This is a genomic window from Diaphorobacter sp. HDW4A (assembly GCF_011305995.1).
Classification (GTDB): Bacteria; Pseudomonadota; Gammaproteobacteria; order Burkholderiales; family Burkholderiaceae_C; genus Diaphorobacter_A.
The window spans coordinates 3397011-3412614 of the sequence record NZ_CP049910.1 but is presented as its reverse complement, the minus strand read 5'-3'; the positions used below and the strand labels follow the sequence as shown (position 1 = coordinate 3412614).

General features: G+C 62.9%; 16 protein-coding genes. 8 read left to right on the top strand and 8 right to left on the bottom strand.

All coding sequences use genetic code 11. The features are described from left to right. Nucleotides 1-31 precede the first annotated feature (31 nt). Nucleotides 32-1009: a tripartite tricarboxylate transporter substrate binding protein gene (locus G7047_RS15520; protein WP_166307153.1), complete on the bottom strand. Its 978-nt coding sequence runs from the start codon at nucleotides 1007-1009 to the stop codon at nucleotides 32-34. Nucleotides 1010-1185: 176 nt separating this feature from the next. On the opposite strand from G7047_RS15520, the gene G7047_RS15515 reads away from it, so the two are divergent. Continuing rightward, complete coding sequence (locus G7047_RS15515; RefSeq protein WP_166307151.1) at nucleotides 1186-1536, top strand: four-helix bundle copper-binding protein; 351 nt, start codon at nucleotides 1186-1188, stop codon at nucleotides 1534-1536. Nucleotides 1537-1542: 6 nt separating this feature from the next. Here G7047_RS15515 and G7047_RS15510 read toward each other — a convergent pair whose 3' ends face one another. After that, on the bottom strand, nucleotides 1543-2604 hold the full coding sequence (locus G7047_RS15510) for a CDP-6-deoxy-delta-3,4-glucoseen reductase (RefSeq protein WP_166307149.1): 1062 nt from the start codon (nucleotides 2602-2604) through the stop codon (nucleotides 1543-1545). 94 nt (nucleotides 2605-2698) lie between these two features. Here G7047_RS15510 and G7047_RS15505 point away from each other — a divergent pair, with 94 nt between their 5' ends. After that, the gene (locus G7047_RS15505; RefSeq protein ID WP_166307147.1) at nucleotides 2699-3664 is read left to right on the top strand and encodes an NAD-dependent epimerase/dehydratase family protein; all 966 of its coding nucleotides are present in this window, start codon (nucleotides 2699-2701) and stop codon (nucleotides 3662-3664) included. A 10-nt stretch (nucleotides 3665-3674) separates the two neighbouring features. On the opposite strand, the gene G7047_RS15500 is transcribed toward G7047_RS15505, so the two are convergent. The 3 genes from G7047_RS15500 to G7047_RS15490 all read right to left on the bottom strand — a co-directional run bounded on the left by G7047_RS15500 (nucleotide 3675) and on the right by G7047_RS15490 (nucleotide 6251). Beyond that, nucleotides 3675-4355: a DUF4124 domain-containing protein gene (locus tag G7047_RS15500; protein WP_166307145.1), complete on the bottom strand. Its 681-nt coding sequence runs from the start codon at nucleotides 4353-4355 to the stop codon at nucleotides 3675-3677. A gap of 81 nt (nucleotides 4356-4436) precedes the next feature. Next, a complete protein-coding gene (locus G7047_RS15495) occupies nucleotides 4437-5117 on the bottom strand; it encodes a hypothetical protein (RefSeq protein ID WP_166307143.1) in 681 nt (226 codons plus the stop codon). A gap of 195 nt (nucleotides 5118-5312) precedes the next feature. Then, complete coding sequence (locus G7047_RS15490) at nucleotides 5313-6251, bottom strand: LysR family transcriptional regulator (RefSeq protein ID WP_166307141.1); 939 nt, start codon at nucleotides 6249-6251, stop codon at nucleotides 5313-5315. 122 nt (nucleotides 6252-6373) lie between these two features. Here G7047_RS15490 and G7047_RS15485 point away from each other — a divergent pair, with 122 nt between their 5' ends. From G7047_RS15485 to G7047_RS15475, 3 genes are all read left to right on the top strand, one after another. Beyond that, nucleotides 6374-7024: an NAD(P)-dependent oxidoreductase gene (locus tag G7047_RS15485; protein ID WP_166307139.1), complete on the top strand. Its 651-nt coding sequence runs from the start codon at nucleotides 6374-6376 to the stop codon at nucleotides 7022-7024. Between the two features lie 91 nt (nucleotides 7025-7115). After that, nucleotides 7116-7505, top strand: a complete 390-nt coding sequence (locus tag G7047_RS15480; RefSeq protein WP_166307137.1) for a VOC family protein — start codon at nucleotides 7116-7118, stop codon at nucleotides 7503-7505. Between the two features lie 165 nt (nucleotides 7506-7670). Then, nucleotides 7671-8918, top strand: a complete 1248-nt coding sequence (locus tag G7047_RS15475) for a sugar transporter (protein WP_166307135.1) — start codon at nucleotides 7671-7673, stop codon at nucleotides 8916-8918. A 181-nt stretch (nucleotides 8919-9099) separates the two neighbouring features. Here the strand turns inward: G7047_RS15475 and G7047_RS15470 are convergent, their stop codons facing one another. The 3 genes from G7047_RS15470 to G7047_RS15460 form a co-directional block, all read right to left on the bottom strand. Beyond that, nucleotides 9100-10089, bottom strand: a complete 990-nt coding sequence (locus tag G7047_RS15470; protein WP_166307133.1) for a tripartite tricarboxylate transporter substrate binding protein BugE — start codon at nucleotides 10087-10089, stop codon at nucleotides 9100-9102. Nucleotides 10090-10224: 135 nt separating this feature from the next. Further along, a complete protein-coding gene (locus G7047_RS15465; RefSeq protein ID WP_166307131.1) occupies nucleotides 10225-11481 on the bottom strand; it encodes a CaiB/BaiF CoA-transferase family protein in 1257 nt (418 codons plus the stop codon). A gap of 230 nt (nucleotides 11482-11711) precedes the next feature. Beyond that, complete coding sequence (locus tag G7047_RS15460) at nucleotides 11712-12908, bottom strand: acyl-CoA dehydrogenase (RefSeq protein ID WP_166307129.1); 1197 nt, start codon at nucleotides 12906-12908, stop codon at nucleotides 11712-11714. A 169-nt stretch (nucleotides 12909-13077) separates the two neighbouring features. On the opposite strand from G7047_RS15460, the gene G7047_RS15455 reads away from it, so the two are divergent. The 3 genes from G7047_RS15455 (at nucleotide 13078) to G7047_RS15445 (ending at nucleotide 15602) form a co-directional block, all read left to right on the top strand. After that, a complete protein-coding gene (locus G7047_RS15455; RefSeq protein WP_166307127.1) occupies nucleotides 13078-14013 on the top strand; it encodes a LysR family transcriptional regulator in 936 nt (311 codons plus the stop codon). 156 nt (nucleotides 14014-14169) lie between these two features. Beyond that, nucleotides 14170-14394 carry a hypothetical protein gene (locus G7047_RS15450; protein ID WP_166307125.1) on the top strand — a complete coding sequence of 75 codons (225 nt, stop codon included), beginning with the start codon at nucleotides 14170-14172 and terminating at the stop codon, nucleotides 14392-14394. Between the two features lie 299 nt (nucleotides 14395-14693). Next, entirely contained in the window at nucleotides 14694-15602 is a 909-nt protein-coding gene (locus G7047_RS15445) for a LysR substrate-binding domain-containing protein (RefSeq protein WP_166307122.1), read from the top strand. Nucleotides 15603-15604 lie beyond the last annotated feature (2 nt).

Below are 15604 nucleotides of genomic sequence, written 5' to 3'. Positions count from 1 at the left end.
TGCTTTTTTGTGTCCAGAGAGCAGTGCTTGCTCAATCCACCTTCGCACCCGAAGCCTTCACCAGCTTCTGGTACTTCGCCCGTTCGGCGGCCATGAACTGGTCGAACTGCTCGGGCGTGGTCGGTACGGGTTCGGCCATCATGGTGGCGAACTTCGTTCTGGTTTCGGGCGACTTGAGGGCGTCGGTGAAGGCCTTGTTGAGCTTGTCGATCACCGCCTTGGGCGTGCCTGCGGGGGCGACGAGGCCCCACCAGGTGTCGATGGAGAAGCCCTTGAAGGTCTTGGACAGTGGGGGCACGCCGGGCAGCATAGGCGATTCTTCAAGCGACGTCACGGCCAAGGCCTTGAGCTTGCCCGCCTTGATGTTGGGGGCGGCGGCGGCGAGGTTGTCGATGTTGAAGTCCACTTCGCCGGCCAGCAGGGCGAGCTGGGCGGGGTTGGCGCCGCGGTAAGGGATGTGCAGGGCGTAGATGCCTGCGCGCTGCTTGAACATTTCACCGGCGAGGTGACCAGCACTGCCGTTGCCGCCGCTGCCGTAGTTGAGCTTGGCGGGATGGTTCTTGGCGTACTTGATCAGGTCTTCGACCGAGTGGATGCCCAGCTTGTCTGCATGTGCGGCATTGATCACGAGCACGTTGGGCACGCGGACCATCTGGGTGATGCCGGCGAAATCCTTGTCCGCGTTGTAGGGCATCTTGCTGAACAGCCAGGGATTGACGGCGTGCGTCGCGGTGGCGGCGAGGCCAATGGTCAGGCCGTCATGCGCCGCCTTGGCGACGATGTCGGCGCCGATATTGCCGCCTGCGCCGGCCTTGTTGTCGATGACCACGATACCCAGCGAGTCACGGACGCGCTCGGCCAGAATGCGCGAGGTGGCATCCAGCGGGCCACCGGGGGCGTAAGGAACGACGAGGCGGATGGGCGCATCCTCTGCGTGTGCGGCCAGCGGGGCTGTCAGGGCCATGAGGGTGGCGGCTGCAGTCGTAAGAAGAAGGTTTCTGCGGTTCATAGGTTGTCTATTGTGCAAAAAAATCTGACAAATGGCTGGCAATGCTCGCAACTTCCATGCGCAGATTGCAGTCAAGTCCTACAGAATGAAGGATTCCTGTGTGTCTATAAAGAGAACTGCGCTGCTGGCGCGCGGTGTGCACATCGCCAGCGATCCGCCTGACGGAAAGGAGTGACATGCTTGACGCGCCCACCTCACTGTCCGAATCCCGTTACTGGGAATGCATCGCAGCCTGTTCACGCTGCGCCTTGCTGTGCGATTTCTGCGCAGCCGCTTGTCTGCGCGATGCGCATGTGGAACACATGCTCAACTGCGTGGCGCAGGATGTCGAATGCGCGGAAATCTGCCGTTTTGCCGCTGCCGCCATGGCACGCGACAGCGCACATGTGTCGGCCATTTGCGAGCTGTGCGCTCGCATCTGCGAGGCCTGCGCGACCGAGTGCGAGAAGCACGAGGCCGATCACTGCCAGGATTGCGCGGAGAGCTGCCGCCACTGCGCAGAACTCTGCCGCGAGCTTATCGCTTGAAGGCCGTCATGCCTTGTGCTTGTCGGCTTCCGACGTAAAGGCGTCGGCGAAGAATTCCTCTTCGGGCAGACCGCGTTCGGCGGAGTATTGGCTGCGGGCCGAATCGACCACGATGGGGGCGCCGCAGGCATAGACCTGGTGGCCGGAGAGGTCGGCGAAGTCTTCCATGACCGCCTTGTGCACGAAGCCGGTGCGGCCTATCCAGTGGTCATCAGGCTCGGCGTTGGAGACCACTGGTACGTAGCTCAGGGTGGGCATGTTGGCCATGCGCTCGCGCACCCAGGCGTCCATGTAGAGGTCAGCCGGGCGGCGACCGCCCCAGTACAGGGTGATGGCGCGCTTCGTGCCCTTGTGCAGCATGTGCTCGATCAGCGCCTTCACGGGTGCGAAGCCGGTGCCCGAGGCCAGCAAGATGATGGGCTTGTCGGAGTCTTCGCGCAGGAAGAAGCTGCCGAACGGGCCTTCGACGCGCAGGATTTCCTTTTCCTTCATCGCGCTGAATACATGGTCGGTGAACTTGCCGCCCTGCATGTGGCGGATATGCAGTTCCACGCCCGGCGCGGTTTCCTGGAAATGCGGCGCGGTGGCCATGGAGTAGGCGCGGCGTGCGCCGTCGCGCAGGATGAATTCGATGTACTGCCCCGCGTGGTACTTGAACTGGTCGGCGGCGGGCAGTTGCAGGCGCACCTGCATCACGTCGTGCGACAGACGGTTCAGGGCCGCCACACGCACCGGCAGCTTCTTCACCGGGAAAGAGCTTTCGTCGGTGACATTGCGCGACTCGAGCACCACGTCGGTCAGCGCGCGGGCGCTGCAAGTGAGCACGAAACCGGCTTCTTCCTCGGCTTGCGAAAGCGCCTTTTCGGCGTGTTCCTTGTGCACCACCGAGCCGCTGAGCTTCTTGCATTTGCACGAGCCGCACGAGCCATCCTTGCAGCTGTAGGGCAGGCCCACGCCGCTGCGGATGGCGGCGGTGAGGATGGTTTCGTCGCCTTGCGCGGCGAAGGTGCGGCCGCTGGGCTGAACGTTGATCTGGAAGGTGGCAGCTGTGGTCTGCTCGCTCGTCATGTTGCGGGTATCCTTGGAGTTCTTTTGTCTGCTTTTCACGGGGCTGGCGCGCACATCGCGGGATGGCGCGGGCTGGCTCCCAAAGGTATCGATTTTGCCCTCAAACCAAAGTCCCCTAGGAGCGCTTCCGGCACGCTTTCGCCGGATGCGGGTGTTGGTCGTCGGCTGCGGCGACGTGGGAATGCGCGCCGTGCGGCAACTGCGTGCGGGCTCAGGCGTGGCCTCGTCGCGGGTTTCGCTTACCGCGTTGACGACCTCGGCGGATCGCTCGCCCGCGCTGCGTGCGGCTGGAGTCAGGCCGCTTGTGGGCAATCTGGACGACAAGACCACGTTGGCGCGTTTGGCGGGCATTTTTCAACGCGTGTTGTATCTTGCGCCGCCGCCCGGTGAGGGAGAGACCGGGCTGCAGTGGTGGCGTGATGTGCGTAGCGAGAATTTGAGCCGCGCGCTGCGCCTGCGGGCCTTGCCCGATGCGCTGGTCTATGCATCAACGACGGGCGTTTATGGCGACTGCGAGGGCGCTTGGGTGAACGAGACCCGCTCTGTGGCTCCGTCTACGCCGCGCGCGCATCGCCGGGTGAATGCCGAGCGCGCGATGCGCCATCTGGGCCGCTCCGGCGTGCGGGTAAGCATTCTGCGCGTGCCCGGCATCTACGGGCTGGACCGGCCGAGAGGCACGCCGGTGGAAAGGCTGCAGCGCGGCACGCCGGTGCTCAAGGAGCGGGACGATGTCTACACCAACCACATTCAGGCGGATGATCTGGCGGGTGCCTGCCTTGCGGCCCTGTGGCGCGGCAAGGCGCAGCGGGTCTACAACGTGCGGGACGAGACCGACATGAAGATGGGGGACTACTTCGACATGGCCGCCGATCTGTTCGGCCTGCCGCGTCCTCCGCGTGTGGCGCGTGATGCGGCAAAGGACCAGTTGCCGGTCGCGCTTCTGAGCTTCATGAGCGAGTCACGGCGTCTTGAGGCACGACGCATGCAGGACGAACTGCGCGTGCGCCTGCGCTATCCCACCGTCATGCAGGGCCTGCGCGGCGAGCCGGTCAGGGATTGATCGGGGCTGGTCAGCGAGGGTAGACGTTGCCTTTGGCATCCGTGCAGCGGAACACGTTGCAACTGGTGAACACCGGGGGCTTGGGGTCTGGCTGGGGTCGCACTGGGGGATGTACCACATGCGGTGGACGCACCACATACGGGTAGGTCTGATAGTAGTTGTTGCCAGCGTTGTTCTGCGCATCTCGCTGCGTGCGCACCCATTCGTCGGGCGTGAGGCAGGCACGCTCGGCATTGCGCTGGGCTTCGGAGAGGCGGGCGGACTCGTCATACATGCCCTGGCCCATGCTGGACTGCACCTCTTCCAGATTGCGACGGGCCTGCGCGCAGGCCTGTGAATTGGCAGGGTTGTTCGACGCGGCGGACTGTGATCGGTCGCGGCTTTCCTGCTCGCGGCGCTGCAGCTCGGTGTTGTCCTGGCGGCGCTTGGCGTCCTGCTGCAGGCGCTCCTGCATGCGTTCGCGCGCTTGCGCCGCCTGTTCGCGCTCGGCCTTGATTTCGTCAGGGGACTTGCGGGCCTCGATTTCCTGCGCGCTGGTGCCGCTCGCGCATTTGCCATCGGTGTAGCTGACCTTGCCGGTGAAGGGGTCGGTGCAGCGAATGACCTGCGCCTGAACCGCTGTCGCGCACAGCAGCGGCAACGCGCAGATCCACAACCGACCAAGAAGTCGGTTTGAGGAAGATCGGTTCATGTGGCGGTCAGTGCTCATGCTGGTTCAGCGGCGGGTCGAGATGGGCGGGACGCGCAGGTCTCGCCACCATTCTCGTCACAATCAGTTGCCTTGGCTATTGCCAGTTCCCCAAGGGTTCTTGTTTTTTTGTTGCGCGGCTTCGCGTTGTTGGCGCTGGCGCTCGAAGATTTCGGCGCGCTCGCGGTTTACGCGCGGATCGGGGTTGTTGAGCTGGCGGCTTTCCTGTTGGCGCAGGATGCGCTCGCTGCGGTTGAAGTCGCGCTGGCCTTCTGGATTGTTATTGGCCGGATAGCCTGCACCGGGGTTGGGGCGATTGTTGTTGTGGCCCCAGTCGCGGTTGCGCTCGGCTTCGCGGCGCTGTTCATCGCGGCGGCGATCCGCTTCGCGCTGGTCCTGATCGCGTCGGCGCTCGGCCTCGCGGCGGTCTTGGTCACGACGACGATCAGCATCACGGCGGTCATTGTCGCGACGGCGCTCCCAGTCGCGGCGGCGATCGGAGTCACGCGAGCGCCAGTCGTCTTGGCTGCGGATATAGATCGCGCCGCTCACGCCGGGGTTGTTGGGGTAGTAGCCGCCATCGTAGTAGTAGCCGGGGCCTTGCCAGACGGGGTAGCTGGAGTACGTCGTGGTGGAGTAGCCACCGCCGTAGCCGCTCTGGTAGCCGCCACCTTGATAGTAGGGGTCGTCCATGGCGACGCAACCGGCCAACGCGGCGGTCAATGCGCCGACGGTGAATAGCTTGGTGAGAGTGGTGCTGAACATTGTCTGTCCCCCTTGTTTCAATGCTGCTTCGGTGGGCCGGGCAACTGCGGATGAGTGGTGGCCCCGATGTTCGACAACGGTGCCGTGATGCGTGTAAGACGTTTGTAGGTGCATTTTCGTTGACCCCAGCGGAATTCTTTGTCAGGTTTTGCCATTTCTTCATGGTTGAATCAGAAAGTAGCTACCAGTAATCCATTAACGATTGTGAAAAACACCGGGTGTGGCGCTCAGATACCGGCTCAGATGCTCGAGTGCGAGGCGTACCTTGGCTGGCTGCATGTTGCGCTGTGGGGTGACGGCCCAAATCGGCAACCCGCCCGCGCGGCCGAAATCCCAGCCACGGCACAGCGGGACCAGTCGACCGGCGGAGATGGCATCCTGCACGTCCATGCTGCCAAGCAGCGCAATGCCCAGCCCCGCCTCGCACATCTGCAGCAGCGCGAGCTGGTTGTTGCTGGCGATGCGAGGCTCGATGGGCAGCACATGTTCTTCGAACGCACCTGAGCTGGTTTTGGCTGAAGGCACCCGCACCTGCAGTCCCTGGAATTCGATGGCGGCCGGAAGCCCCATCCAGCTTGCGGTGAGTAAATCCTGCAATGACTCGGGTTCGCCATGTGCTGCAAGCCATTGTGGCGACGCGCAAGGCCACCAGTGCATGGTGCCCAGTCTGCGCGCCACCCATTGCGAATCGGGCAGATTACCGTAGCGGATGGCGAGGTCGATGCGTGAGGAGGTCAGGTCGATCTGTGCGTCGTCCACTAGCAGTTGCAGGCGCAACTGTGGGTAGTTTGCGAGCAGTGGCCCGAGCGCGGGCGCGATGTGGCGTGCAAAGCCCACAGTCGAGGAAATGCGCAGCTCGCCGCTGGGTTCCTGCAGCTCGGCCTGCAGTTCGGCCCTGGCGTTCGACGCCGCCTCGACCATGCGTGCGCACTCGGCGTAGAAGCGCTGGCCGGCATCGGTGAGCGTCAACTGGCGCGTCGTGCGGTGCATCAGCGTCACGCCGCCGTCGCGTTCGAGCTGGCGCACCTGCTGGCTCACGGCCGACGGTGTCATCGCCAGCGTGCGCGCGGCTGCGCTCATCGAGCCCTGTTGCACCACGGCCGCGAAGATCGCCATGCGTTTGAAGTCGTCCATACGGTTTATTATGAAGCGGTGCTTCAAAGTAATGGCGGAATTTGATGACTTCTTACCCCATTCGTTAGTGTCTAAAGTTGAGCTCCGGATCAGACAACGTTTTGAACGAAAAGGACACGAACATGAAAGTCGCATTGATTGGAGCCACCGGTTTTGTAGGCGCGGCGCTGCTGGACGAACTGCTCGGCCGGGGCCACGAGGTGACGGCGCTTGCACGTCACCCCGAAAAGCTCGCCGTCCGTGATCACCTCAAGGTGGTGCGCGCCGATGTGCTCAAGGCCGAAGACGTCAAGGCTGCCGTGAGCGGCGTGGACGCGGTGCTCAGCGCCTACAACGCGGGCTGGACCAACCCGAACATCTACAACGACTTCATGATAGGTTCGCGAGCCATCGCTGAAGGCACGAAGGCGGCGGGCGTGGCGCGCTATCTGGTCGTCGGCGGTGCGGGCAGCCTTTACATCAACGGCCAGCAACTGGTGGATTCGCCCGATTTTCCCGCCGCAATCAAGCCCGGCGCCACGGCGGCACGCGACATGCTGACGGAGTTGCAGAGCGAAACCACACTCGACTGGACGCTGCTGAGCCCACCCATTGCCTTGCATCTGGGCGAGCGGGGCGAGCGCACGGGCCAGTACCGCGTCGGCAAGGACGAGCTGCTGATGCAACCAGACGGCGCGCCTGGCACGATCTCGGTGGCCGATCTGGCCGTGGCTCTGGTGGACGCGCTGGAGCAGGGCACACATCAACGCGAGCGCTTCACTGTCGGGTACTGAGCTCCCTCTATCAATTCCATGGACAGAATCGATCATGTCGAGCATACTCAAATAACTGGGTTTTTATCCAGTTAATCAAGAGGGGTAATTCATGATCGATCACACCGGCGTCATGGTTTCGGACTTCGCCAAATCCATGGCGTTTTATGCACAGGCACTTGCGCCGCTCGGCTATGCCAAGCTGATGGAGGTCTCGGCGGCGATCACCGGGCATACCGACACGGCAGGTTTCGGCGAGCCGCCCAAGCCCGATTTCTGGATCAGCCGGGGGACGCCCAACCAGCCCATCGTCCATGTCGCGTTTCGGGCCCGTTCCCGCGCGGTGGTTGACGCCTTCCACAAGGCTGCCATGGCTGCTGGTGGGCGTGATAACGGTGCGCCGGGCGTGCGGCCGCACTATCACCCGAACTATTACGGTGCCTTCGTGCTTGACCCGGATGGTCACAACATCGAGGCGGTCTGCCACGAGCCACAAGGCTGATTTGGCCTTTGTGCACAGTTGGAGGCTCTTGCCAAGGTGACAGCCGTGTGACCCCATCGAGGCTCGGGGCCATCTGAACACGGACCTGAACTACGGGCGGAATGCGGGGACAATTTCGCTTTGTTGCGCTGCAGCATTCTCTGCGCGCAAGTTTGCTATTTCTACATGTCAGCTTTCGATTCCACTTCTTCTCCCAAATCTTTCTCCCCCGCTGCGCCGGCTGAGCGGGACACGCGCTCGCCCAGCCAGGCTTGGATGAGCGTGATCGCACTCGCTTTGGGCGCGTTCGTCTTCAATACGACAGAGTTTGCGCCAGTCGGTCTGCTCAGCGACATCGGCGGCAGCTTTGACATGCGCACCGAGCAGATAGGGCTGATGCTCACGATTTACGCGTGGGTCGTGGCGTTGGCGTCGCTGCCTGCGATGCTGGCGACCAGTCAGTTTGAGCGCAGGCGTCTGCTCATGGGCGTGTTTGTGCTCTTCATCGTGAGCCACGTGCTTTCGGCGTTTGCGTGGAGCTATGCGACGCTGCTGGTCAGCCGCATCGGTATCGCGCTCGCGCATGCGGTGTTCTGGTCGATCACGGCGGCACTTGCGGTGCGTGTTGCACCTGCGGGCAAGAAGGCGCAGGCGCTTGGCCTGCTGGCAACCGGCACTACGCTGGCGATGGTGCTCGGCATTCCACTCGGCCGCATTGTCGGTGAGGCGCTGGGATGGCGCACCACGTTCGGCATCATCGGCTTTGTCGCCTTTGTCGTGATGCTCACGCTGTGGCGTCTGCTGCCGACGTTGCCGAGCGAAAACGCGGGCTCCGCCAGCAGCATTCCAATGCTGTTCAAGCGACCCGCGCTGGTCGCTACCTATGCGCTGCTGATTGTGATGGTGACCGCGCAGTTCACGGTCTACAGCTATATCGAGCCATTGGTCCAGCAAGTGGCTGGCTTGAGCAGTCAGGTCACGACTTGGGTGCTGCTGCTGTACGGTGGTATGGGCATTGTGGGCAGCGTGTGCTTCAGCGCCTTTGGCATGCGCTGGCCGCGTGCTTTTCTGCTGCTGGCGATTGCCTTGGTGACAGCCTGCCTATGGCTGCTGCTGCCGAGTACGCAGTCGCCCATGGCGCTTTATATGGTCTGCTCCGTGTGGGGCGTGGCCATGCTCTGCATGGTGCTGCCGCTGCAGGCCAAGGTGCTGCGTCTGGCATCCGACGCCACTGACGTCGGCATGTCGCTGTTCTCAGGGTTGTTCAACGTCGGCATCGGTGCGGGCGCGTTGCTGGGCAGCCAGGTGGGCACATATGTCGGGTTGCAGCAACTGGGTATGGTGGGTGGCTGTCTCGCAGTCATCGGGCTGGTCTGGTGTGCGTTCGCCACTTGGAAGTGGGCCGGGACTTTCTCTCCAGCACCCCAGAAGTAAGTGATCCTGTCTCCGGCCTGCAGGCGGTCTATGAAGCGACTGCAGGCCGTAAGAAATTCGTCATCACACAAAAAGCAACCATATGCACTGTGCAGCTCTTCGGGGTGAGCACATAGCGCGGATGGCGGGTGCAGTCGATGATGTCGACTGCGTCCTTAACCCACGCAGAGGCACCCATGGATCACTGGCTGTCCATCGTCAGCTTCTGCTTGACGACCACATCTTTGTAGACCGCGTATTCCTCCTTCATCTGCTTGGCGAACTCCTCGGGAGTACCTGCCATGACGATGGAGCCGGTTTCCTCGATGCGCTTGCGGATGGCGGGGTCCTGCATGACCTTGCGCGTGGCGGCGTTGATCTTGTCGACGATGGGGCGCGGCAGGTTCTTGGGGCCGACGATGCCGTAGTAGGCCATGCGGTTCACAGGCTCCAGACCCAGTTCCTTGAATGTGGGCACGTCGGGCATGGCGGGCACGCGTTGGGGCGCAGCGACGACGATGGCTGTCAGGCGCTTTTCCTTGATGAACGGGAAGGCGGAGGGCAGGTTGTCGAAGATCACCGGCACCTGTCCGGCAACAGTGTCGTTAAGCGCCGGCCCGCTGCCGCGATATGGCACATGGGCGATGTCGAGGCCCGTGGAGAGCTTGTACATCTCCATCATCAGATGGGTGATGCTGCCGTTGCCGGGCGATGCGTACGAGTACTTGCCGGGGTTCTTCTTCAGCTCATCGACAAAGCCCTTGTAATCGTGAAAGGGCTGCTTGGGGTTGGCCGCGATTACGTTCGGCGTGGCGGCGATGTTGATGATGGGCGTGAAGTCGGTCGCGACGTTGTATGGAATCTTGGGGTTGATTGCCGGATTGGTTGCGGTAGTGGAGACCGTGGCGATGCCGAGGCTGTAGCCATCTGGCGTTGCGCGTGCGGTTTCGGCCGCGCCAATGCTGCCGCCGCCGCCGCCCTTGTTGTCCACAATGACGGGGTGGCCGAGTTCACGTCCAAGCGGCTCGGCGACGATGCGCGCGATCAGGTCCGTTGTGCCGCCGGCCGCAAAAGGCACAAGCAGTTTGATGGGTTTGTTGGGATAGTTGTCTTGTGCTTGCACGGCGGTGCTGCTGAATGCACCTAGAGTGGCAAGGGCGCCAAGAGCCAGAAGGCTGCGACGGATCGTCATGGTGGGTTTTGTCTCCATTGTGTGGATAGCCTGGGTTGTGGAGGGATGGCGTGTGGTTGGCCATTCTCCGGGTTGGATAAGCGCAGCGCTGCAGGTGTATTCCCCGCTATTGATATGGCGCAGCACTGCGGTGGTTCAAACGATTTTTTCGGTCTTCAAGCGTGCGATGTCCGCGTCGGCCAGACCTATTTCCCGCAGCACTTCGTCGGTGTGCTGACCGAGTGAGGGAGCGGCATTGCGGTAGGTGATCGGCGTGCCAGACATGCGGATGGGGTTGACCACGCCGGGCACGGTGCTCACGCCATCGGGGGCTGGTGCAACATCGGCCTCGTTGCCCCAGCGCGGCAGGTCGATGCGCAGGCCGCGTGCCTTTACCTGTGGGTCGTCGAAGGCCTCCGCCAGCGTGTTGATCGGTCCGCAGGGTACGGCCTTGTCCTCGAACAGCGTGACCCATTCGCCAGTGGTTCGGGTCTTCATCACGGGCATCATCAGAGCGAGCAACGCAGCGCGGTGCTTGACGCGATTCGAGTTGGTCGCAAAGCGTTCATCGGCCGACCATTCGGGGTGGTTCACCGTCGCGCAGAAGCGCGCGAATTGGCCGTCGTTGCCGATGGCGAGCAGCACGTTGCCGTCGGCGGAAGGGAAGTCCTGGTACGGAGCGAGGCTGGGGTGCAGATTGCCCGCACGCGTGGGCGCCTTGCCGCTTGCGAGATAGCCCGAGGCCTGGTTGCACTGGATCGCCATCGCCACGTCAAGCAGCGCCATGTCGATGTGCTGGCCTTTGCCGCTCGCATTGCGCGCGTGCAGCGCAGCCTGTACCGCATTTGCCGCATAGAGGCCGGTGAACACGTCGATCACCGCCACGCCCACTTTCAGCGGGCCGCCGCCAGGCTCGCCGTCAGCATGGCCGGTGATGCTCATGAGGCCACTCATGGCCTGCACCATCAGGTCGTAGCCTGCGCGCTCGGCATACGGGCCGGTCTGGCCGAAGCCGGTGACCGAGCAGTAGATCAGGCGCGGGTTGACGGTGTTGAGGCTGTCGTAGTCGAGGCTATATTGTTTGAGGCCGCCGACCTTGAAGTTCTCGACCAGCACATCGGCTTCTGCCGCCATTTTTCGAATCAGGCGCTGGCCCTCGGGCGTTGCCATGTCGATGGTAATGGAGCGTTTGTTGCGGTTGCAGGAGGTGTAGTAGCTGGCCTGCTGGGTGGCTTCACCGTCGTCGTCGCGTAGAAATGGAGGGCCCCAGTGGCGGGTGTCGTCGCCTGCGATGGGGCGTTCTACCTTGATGACGTCGGCTCCCAGGTCAGCCAGCATCTGGGTGCACCAGGGACCCGCCAGAACCCTGGAAAGGTCTAACACTTTGATTCCTGAGAGGGCGCTGAGGGTCATTGGTTTTTTGTTTTTCACGAAGCCTGTTCGGCTTCGATTGATTGGTCGTTTGGGGGCGCCAATACAGCCCCTCATGCGTCGTTGCGAAGCCTTGCCGTATCGGCATACTGTCTGCAGCTTCGACGCCTAGCCTGAGGGGCTGTCTTGGCGTTGGGGTGGTGAGATCCTGATGCCGCGTCCGCTGCGAAGGCTGGTGGCACTTCGTGCGGGGCGGGGGCCGTTTTCTTTTTTCAGTTCGCGAAGGCTGCGAGGCCTGTCTGTGCGCGGCCGAGAATCAGGGCGTGGACGTCGTGCGTGCCTTCGTAGGTGTTGACCACTTCGAGGTTCACCAGATGGCGGGCGACGCCGAATTCGTCGCTGATGCCGTTGCCGCCCATCATGTCGCGGGCGAGGCGGGCGATGTCGAGGGCCTTGCCGCAGTTGTTGCGCTTGATTAGGGAGGTGCCTTCGACCGATGCGATGCCTTCATCCTTCATGCGACCGAAGCGCAGGGCGGCTTGCAGGCCGAGGGCGATTTCGGTCTGCATGTCGGCCAGCTTCTTCTGGATGAGCTGGTTGGCGGCGAGGGGGCGGCCGAACTGCTTGCGGTCCATGGTGTACTGGCGGGCGGTGTGCCAGCAGAATTCCGCTGCGCCCATCGCGCCCCAGGCGATGCCGTAGCGGGCGCTGTTCAGGCAGGTGAATGGGCCCTTCAGACCTTGCACTTCGGGGAAGGCATTTTCTTCGGGCACGAACACATCGTCCATCACGATTTCGCCGGTGATCGATGCGCGCAGGCCCACCTTGCCATGGATGGCAGGAGCGGAGAGGCCCTTCATGCCCTTGTCCAGAATGAAGCCGCGGATCGGGCCGACGGCACCGCCTTCGCTCACTTCCTTGGCCCAGACGACGAACACGTCGGCGATGGGGCTGTTGGTGATCCACATCTTGCTGCCCTTGAGCTTGTAGCCGCCGGCGGTCTTGTAGGCGCGGGTGGCCATGCTGCCGGGGTCGGAGCCGTGATCGGGTTCGGTCAGGCCGAAGCAGCCGATGTATTCGCCGCTCGCGAGCTTGGGCAGGTATTTTTGCTTTTGCGCTTCGCTGCCGAATTCGTAGATGGGCACCATCACCAGCGAGCTCTGCACGCTGGCCATCGAGCGGTAGCCCGAATCGACGCGCTCGACTTCACGGGCGATCAGGCCATAGGCCACGTAGTTCAGGCCGGGGCCGCCGTATTGTTCGGGGATGGTGGGGCCGAGCAGGCCGAGTTCGCCCATCTCGCGGAAGATGGCCACGTCGGTCTTTTCATGGCGGAACTGCTCGAGCACGCGCGGTGCCAGCTTGTCCTGGCAGTAGGCGGCGGCCGCGTCACGGATGGCGCGTTCGTCATCGGTGAGCTGCTGTTCGATCAGAAAGGGGTCGTCCCATTGAAAGCGTGCGTTGGCCATGGTGCAGTCTCCTGTACGAGAAGGTGGGGTAAGGGTTAGTCCTAGTCATGAATGCGTGCATCGCATGACTCGGGGAATGGGCGAATGTTATTCCCATCAATGCAGGCCTTGCAAGCGAGTTGTTTTCATCCAGAAATGCGGTTTTCGCATACTTGGCTAGAATGATTCGATGCGCAGACATCTCCCCTCCACCCAGGCGCTGGCCTGCTTCGAAGCAGCGGCCCGGCATGAAAGCTATACCCGCGCGGCGCAGGAACTGGCACTCACGCAGAGCGCCGTCTCGCGCCAGATTCTCACGCTGGAGGACCAGTTGCGGGTGCAGCTTTTTCGCCGCACGCGCCACGGCGTCACGCTGACCGAGGCGGGTCGGCACTACAGCAAGCAGGTGGCGCGCTGGCTGCTGGGGCTGGAGCGCGACACGCTCGATGTGATGGCGCATCAGGGGCATGGCGGTTCGCTGTCGCTTGCGGCGGTACCGACGTTTGCCACGCGCTGGTTGATTCCGCGCCTGCCGCTTCTCGTCAAGGAGCAGCCCGACATCGTCGTGCACATCGAGACGCGCACGCGGCCATTTTTGTTTTCGGATACTGGATTTGATGCTGCGCTCTATGCGGGTACGCAGGACCAGGTCGCCAACTGGCCGGGCGTGCAGGTGCAGATGCTCATGCAGGAAGACGTGGTGCCGGTCTGCAGCCCGCGCCTGCTTGAGCAGGCAGCGCCGCGTGGGCGCGGGCGTGCGCACCAAACGGTGACGCCCTCGGTGCTTGCACAGATGCCGCTGTTGCAGCAGAGCACGCGACCCTACGGCTGGCAGCAGTGGTTTCATGCGATGGAGGTGGACGCGCCACGCGCGCTTGACGGGCCGCGCTATGAGCTGTTCTCGATGATCGCCGTGGCGGCCACCATGGGGCTGGGCGTGGCGCTGATGCCGCAGATGCTGATCGAGGCCGAGATGGAGCGCGGCGATCTCGTCATCGCCTGCCCGCGTCCGTTGCGCGGCGAGCGCGCATACTACCTCGTGACGCCCGCGAAGCCCGCAGCGCCCGTGCTCACAGCCTTCAGCAACTGGCTGGGCCGCATGGCGGGGGATCAGGATTTACCCTGATGGTTGCCTCGGGCCAAAGGAATAAGCTGGCAGCGACGGCCACCTTGGAAGCTCCGGACCGTCATTTGTAGGAGAACTTCCCTTGTTGTATATCCTCTGGAACCGCCTCCAAGCGCTCCGGTCGAAACGACACATACAACACAACGGAGTACTGCCATGGCATCGGAAGTTGTCTATCACGCCACCGTCTTCGAGCCCACCGTGGACGAGCTCACCATGCTCAAGCGCCTTGAAATGGGCGAGCTGGTCAGCCTCACGGACGCCATCAAGAAGCACCTCTCGGGCCGATTGCTGGAATGGGGCATGGTCGGCAAGACCTATGAAGGCAACTTCATGATCACCGATCTCGGCAGGCAGCAGGTCAAACGCAGCACGCCTTGAGAAGAAATACCCCCTGAGTCGCTTCGCGCCTTCCCCCCGCTCTCGAAACGCGTTGCGTTTCGGGCGGAGTGACGCAGCCAGCGCGGCGGGGCGGCCCTTGCGCGGCTGTCCTCGCATGGGGCGCGCCAGTTTCATGCGCCATGGGAGGCGCGACGCGCCATTTGAAACTGTGTCGGGGCCCGGTGGCGTGTCCGCGGACTTGGGCGTGGAGTGAAAATTGCGGTACAAACGCAGACCTCGCTTCACCATCCCTCACCACGGTGCTTCATCGTCATGTGCGGGGTGACATCACTCATGCCATGGCACGACAACTCGGCTTTCGCCACATTGAAACCATTCACGCCATCGTGCTGACCGGCTCGGTCACCGGTGCGGCCACGCGGCTACATGTCACCCAACCGGCGATCAGCAACGTGCTGCGCGATGCGGAGGAACGCCTCGGGCTCTCGCTGTTCGAGCGCCGGGGTGGACGCCTGATTCCCACGGCCCATGCGGAGGCGTTGTTCGCCGAAATCGAGCGCTCGTTCGTGGGGCTGGAGTCGATCAACTCGTTCGCCGCGCGCTTGAACAACGATCAGCACCGTGCGCTGTCCGTGGCCTGCACGCCCGCGTTCGGCGCGTCGATTCTTCCGCAGGTCACCGCTGAGTATTCCAAGCGTTCGCACAAGACCATGTTCTTTGTGCATTCGCGCGTGGCGCACCATGTGGCGGCGCAGGTCAGCTCGGGCAAATGCGATCTGGGATTCGGGCTTGAGGTGCCTCCGGTTCCGGGTGTGGAATGCGAAGTCATCGGCGAGTTGCCGATCATGTGCTATTTGCCAAAAGGCCATAAGCTCGTGAGCAAGAAATGGATTCAGCCCGAACATCTGCTCGACGAGCCGATGATTTCACTCAGCAGCATCGAGGGTGTGGACGTGCTGGCCAAGGCCGCGTTTGAGAGCTGCGAGCGCATGCCCGAATCGGTGATCGAATGCCCGGCTGCGATTCTGGCTTGCTCCATGGTCGCCGCCGGTCTGGGCTTTGTGCTCTTTGATGCACTGCCTTCGCTGATCTGCGATCCGGCGCGTCTGGTGGTGCGGCCCTTCCGCTCGGACAGCCGCCTGCGTTACTGCGCCTACCGACTCAAGAGCAAGAGCGCGAATCCGGAGATCGACCAGCTCACCGAGCTGGCTCGGGCAGCGTTGGCACGTGTGATTGGGACGAAATAAGC

Excerpts from the sequence above, each read along its gene's own strand:
- G7047_RS15515 (WP_166307151.1), top strand. The coding sequence starts at position 1,186 with ATGCTTGACGCGCCCACCTCACTGTCCGAATCCCGTTACTGGGAATGC.
- G7047_RS15480 (WP_166307137.1), top strand. The coding sequence starts at position 7,116 with ATGATCGATCACACCGGCGTCATGGTTTCGGACTTCGCCAAATCCATG.
- G7047_RS15455 (WP_166307127.1), top strand. The coding sequence starts at position 13,078 with ATGCGCAGACATCTCCCCTCCACCCAGGCGCTGGCCTGCTTCGAAGCA.
- G7047_RS15475 (WP_166307135.1), top strand. The coding sequence starts at position 7,671 with ATGTCAGCTTTCGATTCCACTTCTTCTCCCAAATCTTTCTCCCCCGCT.
- G7047_RS15465 (WP_166307131.1), bottom strand. The coding sequence starts at position 11,481 with ATGACCCTCAGCGCCCTCTCAGGAATCAAAGTGTTAGACCTTTCCAGG.
- G7047_RS15445 (WP_166307122.1), top strand. The coding sequence starts at position 14,694 with ATGGCACGACAACTCGGCTTTCGCCACATTGAAACCATTCACGCCATC.
- G7047_RS15510 (WP_166307149.1), bottom strand. The coding sequence starts at position 2,604 with ATGACGAGCGAGCAGACCACAGCTGCCACCTTCCAGATCAACGTTCAG.
- G7047_RS15495 (WP_166307143.1), bottom strand. The coding sequence starts at position 5,117 with ATGTTCAGCACCACTCTCACCAAGCTATTCACCGTCGGCGCATTGACC.
- G7047_RS15450 (WP_166307125.1), top strand. The coding sequence starts at position 14,170 with ATGGCATCGGAAGTTGTCTATCACGCCACCGTCTTCGAGCCCACCGTG.
- G7047_RS15500 (WP_166307145.1), bottom strand. The coding sequence starts at position 4,355 with ATGAACCGATCTTCCTCAAACCGACTTCTTGGTCGGTTGTGGATCTGC.
- G7047_RS15520 (WP_166307153.1), bottom strand. The coding sequence starts at position 1,009 with ATGAACCGCAGAAACCTTCTTCTTACGACTGCAGCCGCCACCCTCATG.
- G7047_RS15485 (WP_166307139.1), top strand. The coding sequence starts at position 6,374 with ATGAAAGTCGCATTGATTGGAGCCACCGGTTTTGTAGGCGCGGCGCTG.
- G7047_RS15490 (WP_166307141.1), bottom strand. The coding sequence starts at position 6,251 with ATGGACGACTTCAAACGCATGGCGATCTTCGCGGCCGTGGTGCAACAG.
- G7047_RS15470 (WP_166307133.1), bottom strand. The coding sequence starts at position 10,089 with ATGACGATCCGTCGCAGCCTTCTGGCTCTTGGCGCCCTTGCCACTCTA.
- G7047_RS15460 (WP_166307129.1), bottom strand. The coding sequence starts at position 12,908 with ATGGCCAACGCACGCTTTCAATGGGACGACCCCTTTCTGATCGAACAG.